17 protein-coding genes and 1 pseudogene are annotated in these 18,402 nt (G+C 58.9%); 9 read left to right on the forward strand and 9 right to left on the reverse strand.

Annotation, left to right across the window (positions count from 1 at the left end; translation table 11 throughout):
* Window positions 1-112: 112 nt before the first annotated feature.
* Complete coding sequence (locus EI171_RS00960; RefSeq protein ID WP_011082853.1) at window positions 113-2,113, reverse strand: cytochrome c; 2,001 nt, start codon at window positions 2,111-2,113, stop codon at window positions 113-115.
* 1,026 nt (window positions 2,114-3,139) lie between these two features.
* On the opposite strand from EI171_RS00960, the gene EI171_RS00965 reads away from it, so the two are divergent.
* Complete coding sequence (locus EI171_RS00965; RefSeq protein ID WP_011082854.1) at window positions 3,140-3,430, forward strand: hypothetical protein; 291 nt, start codon at window positions 3,140-3,142, stop codon at window positions 3,428-3,430.
* Between the two features lie 754 nt (window positions 3,431-4,184).
* Here EI171_RS00965 and EI171_RS00970 read toward each other — a convergent pair.
* From EI171_RS00970 to EI171_RS00980, 3 genes and pseudogenes are all read right to left on the reverse strand, one after another.
* Window positions 4,185-4,274 (reverse strand): annotated as a pseudogene (locus EI171_RS00970) (IS21-like element ISFK1 family helper ATPase IstB); the annotation flags it as partial.
* Window positions 4,275-4,308: 34 nt separating this feature from the next.
* Window positions 4,309-5,577: an IS256 family transposase gene (locus tag EI171_RS00975; protein WP_038952271.1), complete on the reverse strand. Its 1,269-nt coding sequence runs from the start codon at window positions 5,575-5,577 to the stop codon at window positions 4,309-4,311.
* Between the two features lie 63 nt (window positions 5,578-5,640).
* A complete protein-coding gene (locus EI171_RS00980; RefSeq protein ID WP_371740404.1) occupies window positions 5,641-5,820 on the reverse strand; it encodes an ATP-binding protein in 180 nt (59 codons plus the stop codon).
* A 315-nt stretch (window positions 5,821-6,135) separates the two neighbouring features.
* On the opposite strand from EI171_RS00980, the gene EI171_RS00985 reads away from it, so the two are divergent.
* A complete protein-coding gene (locus tag EI171_RS00985; RefSeq protein WP_246740418.1) occupies window positions 6,136-6,381 on the forward strand; it encodes a hypothetical protein in 246 nt (81 codons plus the stop codon).
* Between the two features lie 427 nt (window positions 6,382-6,808).
* Window positions 6,809-8,152, forward strand: a complete 1,344-nt coding sequence (locus tag EI171_RS00990; protein WP_161532339.1) for an IS1380-like element ISBdi2 family transposase — start codon at window positions 6,809-6,811, stop codon at window positions 8,150-8,152.
* Between the two features lie 179 nt (window positions 8,153-8,331).
* Here EI171_RS00990 and EI171_RS00995 read toward each other — a convergent pair whose 3' ends face one another.
* The 3 genes from EI171_RS00995 to EI171_RS01005 all read right to left on the reverse strand — a co-directional run bounded on the left by EI171_RS00995 (window position 8,332) and on the right by EI171_RS01005 (window position 12,217).
* The gene (locus tag EI171_RS00995; RefSeq protein ID WP_161536886.1) at window positions 8,332-9,396 is read right to left on the reverse strand and encodes an IS630 family transposase; all 1,065 of its coding nucleotides are present in this window, start codon (window positions 9,394-9,396) and stop codon (window positions 8,332-8,334) included.
* Window positions 9,397-9,652: 256 nt separating this feature from the next.
* Window positions 9,653-11,413, reverse strand: a complete 1,761-nt coding sequence (locus tag EI171_RS01000) for an oleate hydratase (RefSeq protein ID WP_161532341.1) — start codon at window positions 11,411-11,413, stop codon at window positions 9,653-9,655.
* Between the two features lie 45 nt (window positions 11,414-11,458).
* Entirely contained in the window at window positions 11,459-12,217 is a 759-nt protein-coding gene (locus EI171_RS01005) for a glucose 1-dehydrogenase (RefSeq protein ID WP_161532342.1), read from the reverse strand.
* 1,255 nt (window positions 12,218-13,472) lie between these two features.
* Between EI171_RS01005 and EI171_RS01010 the strand changes: the two genes are divergently transcribed.
* Window positions 13,473-13,661, forward strand: coding sequence for a hypothetical protein (locus EI171_RS01010; protein WP_202633238.1), 189 nt, complete (start codon window positions 13,473-13,475; stop codon window positions 13,659-13,661).
* On the opposite strand, the gene EI171_RS01015 is transcribed toward EI171_RS01010, so the two are convergent.
* Window positions 13,634-14,755 carry an IS630 family transposase gene (locus EI171_RS01015; protein ID WP_161532241.1) on the reverse strand — a complete coding sequence of 374 codons (1,122 nt, stop codon included), beginning with the start codon at window positions 14,753-14,755 and terminating at the stop codon, window positions 13,634-13,636. The two genes, EI171_RS01010 and EI171_RS01015, sit on opposite strands and share 28 nt — an antisense overlap.
* 38 nt (window positions 14,756-14,793) lie before the next feature.
* Between EI171_RS01015 and EI171_RS01020 the strand changes: the two genes are divergently transcribed.
* From EI171_RS01020 to EI171_RS01040, 5 genes are all read left to right on the forward strand, one after another.
* Window positions 14,794-15,075 (forward strand): LexA family transcriptional regulator, encoded by a 282-nt coding sequence (locus tag EI171_RS01020; protein ID WP_126262178.1) that lies wholly within the window; start codon window positions 14,794-14,796, stop codon window positions 15,073-15,075.
* A gap of 40 nt (window positions 15,076-15,115) precedes the next feature.
* Window positions 15,116-15,619: an acetoacetate decarboxylase family protein gene (locus EI171_RS01025; protein WP_246740419.1), complete on the forward strand. Its 504-nt coding sequence runs from the start codon at window positions 15,116-15,118 to the stop codon at window positions 15,617-15,619.
* 206 nt (window positions 15,620-15,825) lie between these two features.
* Window positions 15,826-16,113 carry a hypothetical protein gene (locus EI171_RS01030; protein WP_011082861.1) on the forward strand — a complete coding sequence of 96 codons (288 nt, stop codon included), beginning with the start codon at window positions 15,826-15,828 and terminating at the stop codon, window positions 16,111-16,113.
* A 92-nt stretch (window positions 16,114-16,205) separates the two neighbouring features.
* The gene (locus EI171_RS01035) at window positions 16,206-17,786 is read left to right on the forward strand and encodes a recombinase family protein (RefSeq protein WP_161532343.1); all 1,581 of its coding nucleotides are present in this window, start codon (window positions 16,206-16,208) and stop codon (window positions 17,784-17,786) included.
* Window positions 17,787-17,850: 64 nt separating this feature from the next.
* A complete protein-coding gene (locus EI171_RS01040; RefSeq protein ID WP_014490262.1) occupies window positions 17,851-18,090 on the forward strand; it encodes a recombinase family protein in 240 nt (79 codons plus the stop codon).
* Between the two features lie 82 nt (window positions 18,091-18,172).
* Here the strand turns inward: EI171_RS01040 and EI171_RS01045 are convergent, their stop codons facing one another.
* The gene (locus tag EI171_RS01045) at window positions 18,173-18,358 is read right to left on the reverse strand and encodes a hypothetical protein (RefSeq protein WP_011082864.1); all 186 of its coding nucleotides are present in this window, start codon (window positions 18,356-18,358) and stop codon (window positions 18,173-18,175) included.
* Window positions 18,359-18,402 lie beyond the last annotated feature (44 nt).

Below are 18,402 nucleotides of genomic sequence, written 5' to 3' on the forward strand. Positions count from 1 at the left end.
TAACTCCGAAAAGCTTCGCCTGGTCGGTCGATCCGGGCTTCCGTCCACCTTTCCCCCTGCGGGAGCGAGATGGTCTTCGCTATTGCTCCAGTTGGAGCTGACCCAATCAATTTCAGATCGACTTGAGGAACTCGATGATTGCGTTGCGCTCCTCCGGAGACAGCGCAGGGCCAATGACGCCCTCATGCTTCTCGTTCGAGAATTCGTGGCCGGTATTGCGATTGGCGGGCCTCGACGTATCGATGATGAAGTAGCCCTTGCTGTCGTAGGTCCTGCCTTCAGGAGCGACCGTCCGTGTCACGATACCGACGCGGACAGGATCGAAGCTGGGCTCACCGAGCAGGAAGACTTGTGGGCGCTCCGCAACCGGGCTGAGCAGATCGTAGATCGTCGGCACCGAGCCGTTGTGCAGGAACGGCGCAGTCGCCCATACGCCGTTCAGCGGACGCGCCTTATAGCCGAAACCTGCCGCTAGACAGTTCGGCCGATCGCCTTCGATCTCCGCTTGGACCGTCCCGGTCGACCGAAGCCATTCGTCGATGCCGGATTGGACCACGGCGCCGAGCGCAAGCGCGTAGAGTTGCATCGCATGGTCCGAGAGGTGGATCGTATCCAGCGTGTTGTCAGCCTTCCGTTGGCAGACATCGATGTCGAGGCCGAGCCCTGGGCTGCTCTGGCCCGCCCTGGCCAGTTCGCTGCCGGCGGTGTCCACGGTGCGATTGCGCAGCACGTCGCCCTGGGCCGGATCGGTGCCGATATGGCTTTGCTTGATGATCTTGACGTTGAGTACGGATTCCCTCGTCTGCTTCTCCTGCCCATCGCGACCGCGCCAGCGGATAGGGCCGAAGTTCTTCCAGAACTCCGCGTCCGGGGCCTTGCCGTGCACGATGTCCGGCGTCAGCGCTGGAAGATGGCAGCCGCTGCAATGTTTGTCGTAGAGTTGGGCTCCCACGGCGGCCTTGGCTTTGTCGATCGCAGGAAAGCTGTCGGGCCAGGCTGGCGCATTCAGTCCGGTGAAGGCTTTCGCCACCAGCGGCAGGTCCTTTCCAGCGAGCTGTTGTTCGATCCAGTGCAGATTATCGAAGGGGATGCTGCTGGCAAAACGTCCCCCCTTGGGCGGGGCGGTGAGGTTGAGCTCCGCCGAAACCCCCATCGCCTCGCCGGCATTGCGCACCAATGGCTGCATAATCGAGCCGTCGTACTGCACCCAATCGAACCATGACGATGTCCAGATGTGCGGGTAGCTGACAGGGGCGTTGAGGTTGACGTAGTTGCCGTAGCGCTTGGGGTCGAGTGCGAACACCTGGTTGCCGATGCGATTGAGCGCATCGAGGCGGGTAAACCCTTCCGTGACGTCGATCCCAGCGGGCTGATCGATCAGAGCACCAAGTATTCCATCGAGCTCCTTGGACAGTTGGACGCGTGTAAGATCGCTGTACTCGGTTCCTAAAACGCGCTTCGCGAACCGCCCGAAGCGACCGTCGAAGAAGGGTAGCTTTGCCGACAAAGCGGTCTGTGCGAGCGCAGCGCGGAGCGCATTTGTCAATTGACCGAGATCGGTCACGGCGGGGCCGCCTTCAATGACATAGCGCTTCTCTTTGAAGATCAGTTGGCCGGTATGGCACGCGGCACAGGTCAATCCAACGGCAGTCTCCTTACGCGAAAGTCCGCGGATCGACTGAAACGGCGAATATGCAAAGCCGATCGGCAAACCGTACTCATTGTTCTCGCTTTCGGCAGACTCTATGAATCCAAACCGCAGTAAATAGCGGTTGTCAGAAAACCGTTCTCGTTTGAAAAAGGGGATAGCGAAAGGCGAGTTCAGCGGCGCTTCCAGGGCGAGAAACCATGACAGCGGGATCGGTAAGGTCTGCGTGCCCTGGGCTTTATGATGGAATCGATCGGCGTCTTCGGCGTTCCAGCCCTGATCGAGCGAAACCTGCTCGCTCGCGGAAACCGGTTCAGGGAGACCAGGCGGCGTCAGAGCTTCGATTGTCGCGCCAAGCTGGGAGCTGGTCATGACTGCGATCAAAGCAATGACCACGATGATCGCCAGAAGAACAAGAAAGCGTCGCCACCAAAGGCGCCGAATTGCGCTGGTAACTGTCGACATGGCTCCCCGTGTCAGCGAACGGCCTCCAGCAGAGAGCCGTGCAAACAGTAATACTACAACTACATGATCTTGTAGGCTTACCCCTGCTGTTGACGTCCTTGAGACGCGATCACTATTCTTTCTGACGTCACAATCGGTGGTCTGTGGAATGGGCGAACTTGACCGCATAACAAGAACATCTAGAGCGTTCGGACGAGCTCTTGTTCGAGCCGCCATCCCATCCTCGCGATCGAATTTGCAGTGACGTTGGGTCCGCTGTGGGAGATCGGGGGGCTGTAATCCGCGGGAACGCGAGCGAACGGAATTGGCCGGGCGCCTGAGGGCAATAGGCTCGCACTCGGAGATCAGGACTCCGTAGGGCGCAATGACCATGAGCATACATCCGGCCACGCCGATCACGATGATGCAGACGGCGAATTCGAGCCAAGCAACGCGGCTACCATTTAACGGCTTCGTTTGGCAAGCACGATGACGGCGCGGCTGACTTGAATTAGCAGCATCGGCGTCAGGCTGTAGCCCGCGACAATGCTCCACATCGTGAGCGTCGGTGGCAGACGTGGAAGACCTCTGTCATCGGCGGCCAGTAGAGAGGGACTGCGAGCAGAGGGCCGTACAGGCCGAGCGCAGCCAGACCCATGGATTGCGCGTGAACTCGTTGAAAACGGTACCGGAGCGGCTGCTGCGCATGGCGACGACGCGCCAGAGTTGTGCGAATGCGACGGCGAGGAATGTGGTGGTGACTATGGCCTCGCCCGTCCAGCCGGGCCGAAACCGCCAGTGTCCCCGCGGTTCTCGCGCTTACGAAGGAAGGCCTCATATCCCTCCGGGTCAACCTCCTTCAGGCGGTTCAGCGCGCGCTTAGCTTCCAGATCGGCGGACTTGCTATGACGCTGTTTGATCTTTTTACTTTTGCTTCCATCTCTGCGAGCTGTCCCGTTGCTGTTGGTACACTCTCGGGTATTGTCTCGAGCTTCGCGCTTGGTCGCGTCTCTTCGAGGCCTTCGACGCACCGATTGGGATGACGAGATGCTGCGGCTCGAATTGAACGACCTTCTCGAAGGTGGGTTTGAGCCGCTCGACGATCTGCACGAGGCCGTCCAGGCGCTGCTCGACCATCCGCGGCGGCGGCGGCGGCGGCTCCGGCGGCCTGCTGCCCGCAGGGCTGATCCAAGCGACCAAGTTTGCATCGTCGCTGTTGAAATGGTTGAAGTCGAGTCGACGTCAGCATCGTCACCTCCGGAGACGTCGGCGTCGCGGCACCGGAAGCTCTGGCAGTATTCCGAGAACGGCACGATCCCCGGCACCGACGACACCTAGCAAGGGATCGACTGCATGGCCCATCCTTCCGCGCAAACGCTCGGGTACCCACGCTAGTAGCCGTGTGCGAGCAGTAACGCCGTCGTGGTCTAGCTGCTGTTGTTAGTTGGTAAACTCACCGCCGTTTGTCGTGCTGGTGATTGCAACGCCGTTAACGCATGTTGTCAACAGCCGTTAACGTAAGCGGATCAACTTTCCGGACACGATGCAACCGCAGGCATAAATACACGTTCGTCTGCCTATTTTATAAGGCAGGCCGATCGTCGCAGCCCAAAACCTTTCCGAACATCGAATAGCGGCGAACAAGCGTAAACATCGACACGCACTGCTTTTGGCGACAATCAAAACGACCATCGACTCGTGCTCGTGACGATGACGAACGATGGTCAATCAAGCCACATCGGCATGGGATTCTGAGGAGGTGTCGCTTCTGCAATGCATGTGGAGCGCGGGCCACTCGGTGTCTGCGAGGGGTGGCGATGCGTATCTCGCAACGCCATCATCGGCAAGGTCAAGCGCATGAGAGCTCGCCGAGGCCAAGCAACGCAACAGGGACAAACGACGGCAAAGTCAGCAGCAGTCGCTATCGACTTTGATCCGGCGCTCGTGCAGGAGATGCTCGCCAAGATCGATGGCTATCACGCCGATCTCGCATCCGAACGCGGTTCGTCGATGGCGCGGTGTCGCAACATCCGCGATGTCGATCAGCAACGTCTACAAGGAAGTCAAAGCGCGGAGCTCATCGGCAACCCAACCATCGGCCGTCGCCCCGCGCGAGGGCAAGCGCCTCGAACAGCCGCGGCAGCCGCTGACAGAGCACGGAGCGGTTGTCGCGGCAGGCCTTGGAGCTATGGCTGATTTTGGGTGACGCGGCCTGATCAGGCGGCGTGGCTTTCAGTGTTCGGAATGACTTCGATTCCGTCGATGAACTTTACACCGGCGATGACTTTCGGCAACTGGTTCGTGCTCTTCAATCGCCGCCAGGTCTTCGATGCGGCGTCGATGAGCTTGAACACCATCAGCTTCGCAGTTTGTTGCGACAGCGATCCCTTGGTCCGCACCGTTCGGTGGCGCACCGTGGCGAAGACGCTCTCGATCGGGTTCGAGCTGCGTAGGTGGATCCAGTGCTCAGCAGGGAAGTCGAAGAAGGCGAGCAGCGCATGGCGATCCTTGATCAGGCACTCCACCGCACGTCCGTATTTGACGTGGTATTTCTCGACGAAGACGTCGATCGCGGTTTCAGCTTCGGCCCGGTGTGGGGCCAGATAGATGTTCCGCAGGTCGTTCTTCATGGGGCCCTGCACGGATTTGGCGACCTTGTCGAGTACGTTGCTCACTTTATGGCACCAGCATCGTTGGTGCCGCGTGCCGGGAAAGGCCTCGTCCAGTGCCTTCCAGAAGCCGAGGGCGCCGTCGCCGATGGCGAGTTGCGGGGCAATCCGTAACCCGCGTTGCCGCAGGTCGATCAGGAGTTCGCGCCAGCTCTGCGCGCTCTCGCGCACGCCGACCTGGAAGCCGATCAGCTCCTTCTTGCCTTCCGGCGTGGTGCCAATCAGCACCAGCATGCATTCGCTGTGATCTTCCATGCGGGCCTGCAGGTACACGCCATCGGCCCAGATGTAGACATAGCGACGCGCCGACAGATCGCGTCTCTGCCAGCGTTCGTACTCGACCTGCCAATCGGCCTTCAGGCCGGCGATCACCGAAGGCGACAGGTTCGGCGCATCCTTGCCGAGCAGCGCCGAGAGCGCCTCCTGGAAGTCGCCGGTCGAGATGCCGCGCAAATAGAGGACCGGGATCAAGGCATCCAGGCTCTTCGTCCGCCGCGCCCATAGCGGCAGGATTGCCGAACTGAAGCGGAGGCGGTCGCCTGGCCCGCTCGCTCCGCGGTCGCGGACCTTGGGACGAGCGACCTCCACCGGACCGATGCCGGTCGCAATCTCGCGCACCGGACCGTGCCCATGTCGGACCAGGCGCGCTCGACCGTCGGGCAGCGTCAGATTGGCCGTGCTGGCCAGAAACGCGCCAACCTCGATCTCGATCGCCCTGGCAAGCAGGTCCCGCGCGCCGGCACGAACGATATCGGTCAGTGGATCATCAACCGCGGACGGCTGACGGAAAGCAAGAACATTGGTAGTCTCGGTCATGGCGTATCGCTCTCCTCGAGAGGTTCTGGCAGGCTCGTCACCCGCCTCGATACGCCGCCTTCCTCACACCGTCATCACCCAGATTCCGCCATAGCTCCAGGCCTTGTGGCCCAAGGCGCAAGCAATCCAGCTCTTGCAGACGCCGGTCGGGCCGATGATGAGCAGGTTCTGATGCCGGTCGATCCACTCGCCGGCGACGAGCTTTTGGAACAGCGGCTTGTCGAGCCCGCGCGGCGCCTTCATGTCGATAGTCGATCCAGTCCCAATTGATCTTGCCGGCGTGCTGAACCAGTTCGTGCTCCATGTTGATGACCTGCTTGAGCCTGGCCCGGAACAGATCACCTTCGTCCGTCGCCTTCGGCTTCTTCGGTCGCATCGGCTCCTCCCGATACGAGCGCCGAATCATGCCGTGCGATTCGAGGGAATCTCAAACTGCAAATTGCAGGTTCCGAGCTACCGCACTGTCAAAGCCTGCAATCACAAAATCGCCGCAGCCGAAAAACAACGACTCCAGATCAGCCCCTTACCTGTTCTTCACGGACGACTAAGGAGGCACGGATGAATCGATCCATGAGTCAAAAACCAGGCGCACGCTTTACCGAGAAGCAGGGCCATTATCTGGCGTTCATCTATACCTATTCGCACATGTCCGGACGGCCACCCGCCGAATCCTGCATCCCCAGAAGCATCGAAGTCCTTGTGCCGCCAGAAAACTTGCCGATCCTAAGCTGGCCGGTATCAAACCATCAAGATCACTGTGACGAGCCACTAGCTAGCCCGTCTTATTCGCAAGAGGGCGCCTGAGAGGCTGGCGAGCGTGGTGTAAAGCGCTGATGCGGCGTAGGATTCGGTTGCGAAGCCACCCCATCACCTTCAACCGCGAACGCCACGCCCGCCATGACCGATGATACGATTTCAGACCACTATCGAGAAGCAAGAATTCAACACAAATAAAACCTCTGCCTCGCGCTCGATCTCTTCATGCTTGATAGTCTCGTTTCGGAGGCTGATCACCTACCGCGTCTAATAGGCCGCTCGCGCCGGTTTCTTTGGACGCGGCACGACCGCGACTCCACGTTTCGGCACAGAAATGATCGGGAGTCACTCAATCTTTCTTCAACTTAACCCGTCTTATTCGTAAGAGTGCGCCTGAGGGGTAAAGCGCTGATGCGGCGTAGGATTCGGTTGCGAAGCCACCCCATCACCTCCAACCGCGAACGCCACGCCCGCCATGACCGACGATACGATTGCGCCCTTCTCGTTTCCAGCCGTTCACGCCAAGAAAGTCACAGCTGCCTTCGATGGTGGGCGCCTAACCTCGAACGGGGGCGTGATGCTTCTGGCGATGGCCGAGCGGCGTCTCGGTTTGGCCGACAATCTGGCCCGGGTGTTCCCGGATCGGCGCGATCCGACGCGGGTCGTGCACAGCCTGGTCGATATGTTCCGCGCGCGCATGTTCGCGATCTGCTGCGGCTACGAGGACGCCGACGACCTCGATCATCTGAGGTCCGATCCGGCATTCAAACTGGCCTGCGGTCGCCTACCGGACACGGGCCGGGATTTGTGTTCCCAGCCGACGCTGTCGCGGCTGGAGAATGCTCCGCGCCTGCGCGACGTGATCCGGCTGACCTACACTTTGGTCGACGCATGGATGGATAGCTACCCGCGCGAGCCGGCATCCGTCACGCTCGACATCGATGATACCTGCGACGTCGTCCACGGCCATCAGCAGCTCTCGCTGTTCAACGCTCATTATGACGAACGCTGCTTCCTGCCGATCCACGTCTACGACACGGAGAAGAGCCGGCCCGTGGCCGTCGTGCTGCGGCCCGGCAAGACGCCGGGCGGCGTCGAGGTGCGTGCCCATCTGCGCCGCCTGGTACGGCATATCCGGACGCGATGGCACAACACGCAAATTACGTTCCGTGGCGACGGGCACTATGCCCGGCCGGAGGCAATGGCGTGGTGCGAGACCAACGGCATCGACTACATCTTCGGTCTGTCCGGCACCAAGCCTCTCGCCAGAAAAGTCGACGAGGTCGCCGACGACATCCGCACCCGACGCGCCATCGAGAACCTGCCGGTTCTGCGTGGCTATACCGAGACGCGCCACAAGGCAAAGTCCTGGGATCGCGAACGGCGCACTGTCGCCCGTATTGAGGCGACGATGCTCGGCCTCGACATCCGCTTCGTCGTCACCAGCCTCGATGTCGGCTCGGCCGAGTGGATCTACGACAGCCTGTATTGCGCGCGCGGCCAAGCCGAGAATCTGATCAAGCTGCATAAGACGCAGCTCGCCTCCGATCGCACCAGCTGCCGTTCGGCGCTCGCCAACCAGGTCCGTCTCGTGCTCCATACGGCCGCTTATTGGCTGATGCTGACCGTACGCGACGCCATTCCCAAAGCCCGGGAATTGGCCGCTGCCGAGTTCGCGACGCTGCGTCTTCGGCTCTTGAAAATCGCCGCCCGTGTCGTCGAGACCACGAGCCGCATTCGCCTTGCGTTTGCCGCGGCATGTCCCGAAGCCGACCTGATCTGCGGCTTGCCCGGCGCGCTGCTGCCGCTCGGTCCTTGACCGGCGGGGCGTCCGCCCCCGTTCGCCCAACCCATCCCTCAAGCGCGTTGCAAAGTACCGGTCGTCAGGCGGCGAAAAGCCGAAGGCAATCCTGTGCGCCTCGTCAGACAAGATGTGCGGCCGCATCAATCGGGCCCAAAAGCCGCACTCTCACGAATAGGACGGGCTAGTATCCGGAATCAGAGCTGAGTGATACGGCGACCTTTGAAGCGGCGTTGACGGACTTTTTTCTTGGTCCAGACGAAGGGCTCGGCTTTGTCGTTGTACGCGTTGACGTAGGCATCGATGTGTTCCTGAAGCTGCTTGAGGCTTGTAAAGGACGTGCCGCTAAGTGACTGCCCCTGCAAGATCGAAAACCATACCTCAACCTGATTCAGCCAGGACGCGCTTGTCGGCGTGAAATGAAATTGCACGTTGGGGTGGGCCTTCAGCCAGTCCTCGTTCTTCTTGTGGGTGTTGAGGTTGTCGAGGATGACGTGTAGCTGGCGGTTCGGAAAGGCGGCGGTGAGGCTGTTCATGAAGTCGAGAAACTCGACGCGGCGACGGCGTTTTGAATGCGTTGCGATGATCTTTCCGGTGGCGACTTCGAGCGCCGCAAACAATGTTGTGGTGCCATGCCGCTTGTAATCGTGGCTCTGACCGGTCAAGGCGCGGCCATTGGGCAGCTTCAGATAACCCTGCGCTCGCTCCAAGGCCTGGATCGAGGGCTTCTCGTCCACGCATAGCACAACGGCCTTCGCAGGTGGGGCGACGTAAAGGCCAACAACATCGGCAGCTTTGGCCGTAAAGTTCGGGTCGTTGCTCTCACACCAGGACTTGCGAGCCGCGAGGTCAATCTTGTGGCTGCGCAGGAACCGCCAGACATATTGGACGTCAACATCGCCTAGCGCCTTGGCCAGCAGAGGGCCGGTCCAGCGCGCAAACCCTTGCGGGGGCGGCTTATCCAGCAGCTTCAGAATCCGCTTGTCGGTCGTCTTCGTATAGATCGGCTGCTTGCCAGGCCGCGGCTTGTCTTGCAGCCCTTCAAGGCCTTGGTCGGCATAGCGATGCCGCCAAAGGCTGACAATCCGCGGTTGGACCCCAACTTCCTTGGCAATCGACCGGGTGCTACGCCCGTCCGCCGCCAAAAGAACTATCCGCGCCCGCTTCAAATCGCGCTGCAACGTCACCGGTGAGCGACAACACGCCTCGAGCACCTTGCGATCTTTCTTCGAAAGGCGGACTTCTCTTGCTTCGGGTATCATCCCGACACCTTGAATCACGACTCACGTTCTAAGAAAAGTGGGTACTAGTTTCGCCCTCACCTCGTGGCAAGAGGTTAATCGGATGCGTGTGGCGAGAATAACATCAAGCCGAAAGAACACCGAATTCCAGAGTACGCCTAAAGGTTGCCTGGAAGATCGGCGCGAACGTTTGATCCGCGCCTTGGCGAGTCCGAGCCGTCACGGCGCAGGACAGCGCTTCTCTATCCGAGCGAAGCCGCAGCGTCCGCTGCCTTAATCACCTCAGGTGATATTTATTGAGTAGTTCGCCAAGCTCAGTCGCTTCAATCTTTTTTAGAATGAGCTCGCGCAGGAACGCAGGTCCCGGGATCTCAATTTCATTGCCGTCGCGCAGTCTACCCATTGCTGCAAGCAGCTTGCGAATATCATAGGTCGAGTTGAATACCTCGGGCACGCCACGTTCAATCTTGAGGAGGATATACACGGCTTCCATCGCGGTCCGAACGGAGTATTCCGTCGTGAAGATACAATCCCGTTCACCCGACTCCGCGAACTGGCCGATGAAGGCGAAATTGACCGCATCTTTCGGCACAACATCTGGCCGGTCGCCCGCCTGCCGCGGCATGAAGAAGGAAGTGACGTAGGGCATCATCACCGGGACCGTCTTGGCGGCCCCAGCGGCGAGTTCCGGTATACTCGCAACCGGCACACCGAGGTGATAAAGCCATTCTTGCGTGATTTCCTCGCCCGTACAATCTTGCATCGGTTTCCTCACGTAGTCGCCGGCTTTATCGACGAATAGCGAATAGACCCAGACGACGACTTGATCGCTGGGCTGGCGCTTGAAATGCGGCTGGCGATTTGTGGTCCAACTGAGCAACCAGCTCGAATCTTTCACCGTAACGATGCCTCCTGTGACAACCTTGCCGCTGAACGGATCGCGTTTGGCGATCTTGCGGATGTATGCTGGAATGCGTTTGTCCAGGGTCGTGATCGTCGCCGATTCCCATTTGCTTGCAGGAATATTGCCGCAAAAGACATTTGGGCGTCCAAAGGCCGCATCTTTGGCCGCAATACGCCGCCACAGATCCCAGGCGGGCGCCGGTCCTTCGTTGAGCCTGGCGGCCGTGTGATGGTCCCCCATGTCCGAGTTTTCGGTCAGCGACCCGATCGTCATGAAAACAAGATCGTCGGCGCCAATAATGAGACTGCCCTCAATGCCATTCTCCAGCCAGCGGATGGCTGTGGCTTGCTTGCGGCCACGCTTTATGTCGAAATCGATATCGGTGACTACGACCCCGTAGCGAAAGTTGACGCCTTGTGCCAACAGCCATTTGGATAACGGCAGAACGAGCGATTCATATTGATTGTATTTGGTAAACTTCAGCGTACTGAAATCCGGCAGGCCGCCGATATGGTGGATGAATCGATGCAGATAAAGTTTCATCTCGAGGGCTGAATGCCATTCTTCAAAGGCGAACATGGTCCGCCAATAGAGCCAGAAATTGCTGTTGAAGAAATCTCTCCCGAACACTTCGTCGATGCGCTTGGTCTCCATCTGCTTACGAGTGGCAAGAAAAAGGGCAATCAGCTCTTTCTGGGCCTGTTCGCTCAGTGTGAAGAGGCCATCGGTATGGGCATCCTGCCCCTGCTTCACCGTCGCCCGCCGTAGTGTGTAGTTCGGATCATCCTTGTTCAGCCAGTAAAACTCATCGAGCACGCTGGCGCCTTCAAGTTCGAGCGATGGGATCGAACGAAACAGATCCCAGAGACACTCGAAATGATCCTCCATCTCTCTACCACCTCGAATCACGAATCCCCTTTCCGGATCCTGACAACCGTCCAACGCGCCCCCCGGAACCGTCTGTCGTTCGAGGATGGTGATACGGTCGCCACGCAACTGCCCGTCGCGGATCAAGAAGGCCGCGCCGGAGAGCGCAGCCAACCCCGAACCAACGAACCATGCTGTCTTGCTATCCACGCCGGCGGGTTTGCGGGGCCGAGCAAAAGCTTCGTAATTTCCACTGGTGTAATACATCGCGACATTCCATCTCGTTTGATGTGACAATCCGTCCGCTGATAGTCAGAAGATGTTTTCGACCGCCTGACCCTTCTGCGGGACGCCGATCGTCAGACCGCCATCGACGACGATTTCGGAGCCGGTAAGATAAGAGGACTCGTCGCTAAGCAGGAACAAGACTGCCTGTGACACTTCCTGCGGCTCGGCTGGCCGCGCGAGCGGAATTGGAAAACTGGAAAGATCGATGTTCTCTGTCATCCGAGTGTTGATGAAGCCCGGATGGATAGAGTTTATGCGAACGCCGGACGCGGCGGCCTCCAAGGCAGCGGACTTCGTTATGCCCCGCACGCCGAACTTGGAAGCAACATAGGCGTGAAGCCCAGGACTACCCCTCATCCCCTCGACCGACGAGATGTTGACGATCGAGCCTCCGCCCGCGCGGCGCATCGCAGGTAGGGCAGTCTGCATTCCCAAGAATACACCGGTGAGATTGACAGCCAGGGTCTTCTCCCACTGCTCGAGCGGGAACCGCTCGATGGGAGCCATACTCGCTATGCCTGCATTGTTGACGAGGCCGTGCAGCGCGCCGAACTTGCCCTCCGCAGCCGCAATCGCCTGGCACCATTCCCCTGGCTGAGCGACGTCTTGACGCACATAGATCGCGGATGGGCCAAGTTCGGCCGCGAAAGTCGCTCCTTCATTGTCAAGAATATCGGTGATCACGACTTTCGCGCCCTCGGCTACCAGCAGGCGCGCATGAGCGGCCCCCATCCCTCGAGCCCCGCCGGTTACCAAAATGACTTTTTCGCTCACACGTCCCATAACTCTTGGTTCCCTCGATCAGTGGCGGTGCAGGGGTTTTCAGCATCAAAAAGGATGACGGGCGTGTTGATCAAAATGGTTGAGAACGAGCATTGAAAGTCGGGCAAGCCAAGAGTTGCGGTCTGCACCACGCCCCGGACTCTTGGCGATCTGCCCTCTGCTACGTATCATCTTTGATTCCCAAAGCCTGTGCGCAGTACCCGTGTAAATTGGCGCTAAAGCACTTCGATAACGATTTCACGTCGCGAACATGCTTCCGCCGCTCAGGCGTTAGCCATCCTTCGGATTGTTGCATTGGCTTTGCCGAACTACCCCACCTTCTAGACGCCGACAATTTGCGACCGAATTTCCTCCGGTTTCGGAGATAGGATCGGTACCCGCGAGCGGAGCGATACCGGTGCCGAACGGTGCTGAGCTCCTTGTGGATCGAAAAGTGGGGCGCAGAACGCATGAGGTTCTCCTAAGTCTTGCGAATTGGAGTATCCATTCCGTGCAATCGGCGCGCCGAGACTCTGATGGGAAGTCAGCCTCACGTGACTCTTTCACAGGCGCTGGAGGTCTTCCGACTCTCTACCGAGACGGTGATGTCAGGGCCTGCGTTTTCGACCATGCGCAGCGATAATGTTACGCCGATCTGGTTTAATCAAGACACAATGGCGATAGCCATGCTGTTGCGAAAACTCGTGAGAGAGCCTCATCGACTTTCTGTCCGGATACTTGATTATGGCGGGCTTTCGACATCGCGTCGTCAATCGGACAAGCGAGGGAAGGCAACAGAACAAGAGTCGAAAGTTGTCGGGTCACTCGTGCCCAATTTGACGTCAGCCAGTGAGCCGTATAACTGCACGAGGTGCCTGGCATCGACGTTGCATAACGATTGATAGACAAATAGGAATCACCCACTCGCCTTGATGTCATCATCTTTGAGCACGCTCCGCCGGAATGGATGCACAATCAGGCGCATTCGGCAGCACAGGACAGCTGCCGGCTTCTAGAATGGAAAAGGTCAAGCGTATTGGATGTTTTCGGATCGTTTAATCCGGCGGATTGAGGTGCAAGGCGCAGAAACGGCACTGCGGCCTCGCGCAGCGAAGATCGCTGTCACCGGATCGATGTGCCGCACGGACTACCGAACCCACATCGCTGCCAGCGCAGTACAGTCGCTTCAGGGGCGCTTCAACAACCGGAGAGGCGCGGTGAGATGAACAGCTCAATCTCCAACCGCGCGAATTGTTCTGAGATCAAGGAGGATGCGATGCCCGACGTCAAAGGCATTCCGCTTGATGCGCCTCTTTACCATGGGGGCAAAAATCGTGGCGGTGCGTTTCTCGGCTGCCAAGCCATAAACCTTATGTTCAGCGTGGGGCACGAGGCGAATTGTTTATTGCCGAAGGAACTAGTGGTTCATCACAGTGATTATGACTCTTTGGCGGTGGCTGGATAGGCGCGGCCGAGTTTGGTGCGGGCTTTTTCTGTTGTGAACATCCATTTGATGCGGGCTCGGGTTTTATTCCGCCTCTTTTGCCATGCTGCGATCTCGTTTCGGAGCCTTTTGGGATCGTCGATGCGGCGGCCGAGACACTGACGCTGTAGCACGCTGATCTCGCACTCGACCATATTGAGCCAACTGGCGTGCTTCGGGGTGAAGTGGAATTCGAGGCGGCGCAGGATGCGCCGGGCCTCGGCGGGCGCGAAGGCCTCATACAGCGCCCCAGGCTTGTGGATCGACAAATTGTCCTGCACGACACGGATGCAGGCGGCGTCGGGATAATGGACGTCGACGAGATCACGCATGCAGTGGGCGTAGTCCACGGCGGCGCGGCGGTCGGTGACCTTGACGTTGCGCCAGCCCCGATGTGGATCGAAGGTGACGAAGAGATTGGCGGTGCCGTTGCGGCGATACTCGTAATCGTAGCGCTCGCGCTGTCCCGGTTGGGCCGGGACCGGCTGGCGCACCTCGCCGATCAGCTGGATGGGGGTCTCGTCGAAGCAGACCAGCGGCCGGGCGGGATTCTGCGTCTCGGCGTAGAGGTCGAGCACGTCCTCCATGCGGGCAACGTATTCGCCGTCGACATGGGGAATGCACCACATGTCCCTGCGCCACGGCTTGAGGTCGTTCTCGGCCAGCCGGCGACGCACGGTCTCGCCCGACAGGCTGTTGTGATCGGTGAGCTTGACCATCGTGTCGGCCAGCAGCGTCAGCGTCCAGCGTTTGCAGCCAGCGGGCGGCTTGGCGCATGCGGTCGCCACCAGCAGGGCTTCCTCCTTGCCGGTCAGCTTGCGCTCAGCGCCCGGACGCGGCTCCTCGCTCAGGGCCCGCTCCATATTGCCTTCCACGAAGCGGCGCCTGGTCCGGCCGACGGTGGAGAGGCTGACACTCACGGTCCGGGCAATCTCCTCGTCGCGGCAGCCTCCATCGGCCGCCAGCAAAATCTGCGCCCGCTTAAGCTTGCGGGCGGCGTGCTTGCCGCCGCCGAGCATCGCCGTCAGTTCGTCGCGCTCGGCTTGGCTCAATTCGACCCGATAACGTACATTCATGCTTTGCCTCCTTGTCGGAGGCCGGGACGAATCCAACGATGAGTCAAAAATCAGGCGCGCGCTTCACCGAGAAGCAGGGTTATTACCTGGCCTTCATCCATACCTACGCCCATATGTTCGGACGTCCCCCCGCCGAAGCCGACATCCAGCGCCACTTCCGCGTCAGCCCGCCTTCGGTCCATCAGATGATCGTCACCCTCGAACGAAACGGCTTCATCCGACGTCAACCCGGCGTCCCCAGAAGCATCGAAATCCTCGTGCCACCGGAAAGCTTGCCGATCCTCGAATGGCTCGGTATCAAAACGTCAAAATCACTGTGATGAACCACTAGCACCTGCAGCAAACCCTGCAATCGCCATTGTGGGGGTCGCGAGCTATCGCTCAAGCACTGTCGGGCCATACTTGGAGTGCTATTCAGGAATTCAAGTTCGTGATCCCGACGGCGAGACTGGCTACTACATCCCTTACATTTACGTGACGGTAAATGATGCAGCTCTCGCCTCGGGACGAGAGGTTCTTGGTGCTCCAAAAAAGCTGGCGCACATTAGACTGATCAGAGAAGGCGGTCTAATTCAGGGTACGCTCGAGCGTCCGAAAGGCAAGCGCCTGCTGACCCTTACCGCTCAACCAGACGAGCGCATGAGCTCGGATTCGCGGCAGATGTATTCTGCGCGGACGAATTTCTACTCGGTTCGGCAGCTGCCGCCCATCATTGAGTCCGGGAAGGGAGAGGTCACGCAACTCGTCAAATGGTGTACGGACCGAACGTTGCGACGCGACGAGCGTGGCGAAGAAGTTCTATTTACTGGACCAACCTCCCTAACTTACGACTCCCCTCGATTATCGATCCCGTGCACAACTTGACAGTTGGCCAAGCCCTGCTCGGCACATACGAGGAGTATGACGCAAGGCTCGAGGCCATTGATATCCTTTCGGAGGAATCAAACCCGGTAAACGATGATCGACGAGCTTGAAGAATTCATCCAATCCTAAATTGCTGCCAGCGCTGTCGGTTTGCCAGCTGACGGGCGGTATGTGGGGTTCACCTCCCCGGCGACTCATTCTGGAAGATGGTCGACAAGGCCGGCTTCAAGACCCACGTCTACAACAAGAATAGCGGCAATAAGGAGAAGAAGGCCGACGTGGCGATCGCCACAGCCATGATGGATGGGCGTTCAACATCATCGACAAGGACAACGACGATATCCTGCTGGTTGCCTCGTCAGAAGCAGACGAAAGAGCTGCGCCGGACATGTCGGCTACGGGCCCAAAAGCGCAAACCCGCATTTCTCTGCAGCTCGCTTCGCCCGCCGCAACGTGCTTTCAAGAAAAACGACATAGCAGTTGACTCTTTCTGAATACACTTTCCGATGGCGCGGACTTGATGATGCGCCTAAATGGTTTGCGATGCGCAATACAGCGCGGCGCGATATAGCCGCGGGGAGGCAACATGGGGAACACCCTTGTTGTACACGCGAAACGTCTGCCTCAGTCGCAGAAAGCGCGACGGGCGGCGCAGTATGTCCGCATGTCGACGGATTACCAGCAATACTCGATTGAGAATCAGGCAGTGGTCATCGCGACCTACGCCGAACTTCACAAGCTAACCATCGTCCACACCTATCGTGACGAGGGAGAAAGCGGCCTCAGAATCGAAAACCGGGGGGGCCTTACCGAACTGGTTGAAGACGTGCAATCGGGACGCGCTGACTTCGCTCATCTGCTTGTCTTCGACGTGAGCCGATGGGGACGCTTTCAGGACGTTGACGAGAGCGCGCACTACGAGTTCATCTGCCGCAGGGCGGGCGTCGAGGTTGCTTATTGCGCGGAGCAATTCGACAATGACGGAAGCCTTCTCGCCAGCATCATGAAGAATATTAAGAGAGTGATGGCGGCTGAGTTCAGTCGGGAACTCTCCGCCAAAGTTTTCGCAGGGTCAGTCCGGCTGACGCATCGCGGCTTCAAAATGGGCGGCACTACGGCTTACGCGTTCCAACGACGTCTCGTCGACGATCAATGCAGACCGAAGGGCATTTTAACGATCGGCCAGCGCAAATCTTTGCTTACCGACCATGTCAAGCTCATCCCCGGTGCGCCCGATCAAGTCGAGATCGTGAATTGGATTCTCCACGAATATCTCCGTCACAAATCGCAGGCCACCATTGCCCGAGAGCTCAACCAGCGAGGGATCTTGAATAGCCAGGGAAGACCGTGGCTTGGAAAGGCTGTCGGTGACCTCCTCCGGAACGAAGCTTATATCGGCGTTCTGACCTACAATCGCAAAAGCAGAAAACTTGGCGCCAAGGTGACGCGCAACCCAAGGGAGCTCTGGATCAGAAAAGAGAATGCCATCGAACCTATCGTCCATCGCGACGCATTCCGGCGCGCGCAAAAGATTATGGGTGAGGGGCGCGTCAGCATTCCCGAAGAGGAAATGTTGCTTCGGCTCCGTAAGGTCCTGATGAAGAAAGGCAAGCTTAGTAAGACGATTATCAATTCAAGTCCGGGACTGCCGTCCATGTCATCGTATGTTTTGCACTTCGGCGCGCTGCGGAACATCTACCGTCTTATTGGGTACAACGGCAATCAAGAATGGTTTGACAAATACGCGTCGCACCAACGGTGGGCCGCCCTTCAGCTTAGCAATGCTGCTCGCCTTCGAGACGCCTTCGAGAGACTTGGTCGCAGTGCCACCCTCAATGCTTCGACTGAATGTCTTCGAATCGACAATGTCGTGAATGTCGTCTTTCGGGTCGCGAGATGCCGCAACTATGAAAACCGGCCCTTGCGCTGGACGCTGCAATACCGCGTGAGGTGGCCGAAGGGATGGGTTGTCGCGGTTCGGCTGGACGAGAAGAACGAAGCGATCTTCGACTATGTCTTGATGCCCTCGGCGTGGCTCACCTTCAGTCGTCGCATGTTCTGGTTCTCAAAGGAAGTCTATAAGGGCCGCACCATAAACCGATTTGACACGTTCGAAGCGCTGTCACGCTTCCTCATCGAATGCGTCGGCAAGGAAAAGCCTTCGTGAGTCTAACACCGCAGATGAAGAAGCCGTTGAAGGCGGCAACTCGCCACGCGACATCGCAACTGCCTTGAACAAGAAAGGCGTACCCGGGCCACGTGGCGGCGCCTGGAACGCCTCGACCATTGACGGTAGCCGCAAGCGCTTGAACGGCATCCTTCAGTACGCCGGGCGGATCATCTGGAACCGCCAAAGGTTCATAAAGGTCCCGGAGACCGGCAAGCGCATCAGCCGCGAAAACCCGCGCGAGCAGTGGATGACTGCTGAGGCAAACGATCTGCACGCGCATGAAGGAAACTGGTTTCTGTGATAACCGGCGCACGGTGCCGCTCGAAGCGATTGAAGCCACGGTTCTAGAGGGGCATCGAGCAGATACTCGCGGTCTGCTGAGATCATGCGTCGGTTTCTTCCAGCTCGGCGATACGCTTGCGCAGCGCGGCGACTTGGCGGCCCAGCTTCCATATCTCGTCGCCGGCCCAGTAGGCGCCGCGCTGGGCGATTTCCTTGCGAACGTCGTCTGCTTCCGCGATCTCGCAGCGGATGACGCTGTCAAAGGCTTCGATGATCAGGTCTCGCACGGGTTATTACCACCTTTTCGGAGCGTGCCGGGGCCATCAGATGC

The sequence above is a fragment of the Bradyrhizobium sp. LCT2 genome (assembly GCF_009931255.1).
Taxonomy (GTDB): Bacteria; Pseudomonadota; Alphaproteobacteria; order Rhizobiales; family Xanthobacteraceae; genus Bradyrhizobium; species Bradyrhizobium diazoefficiens.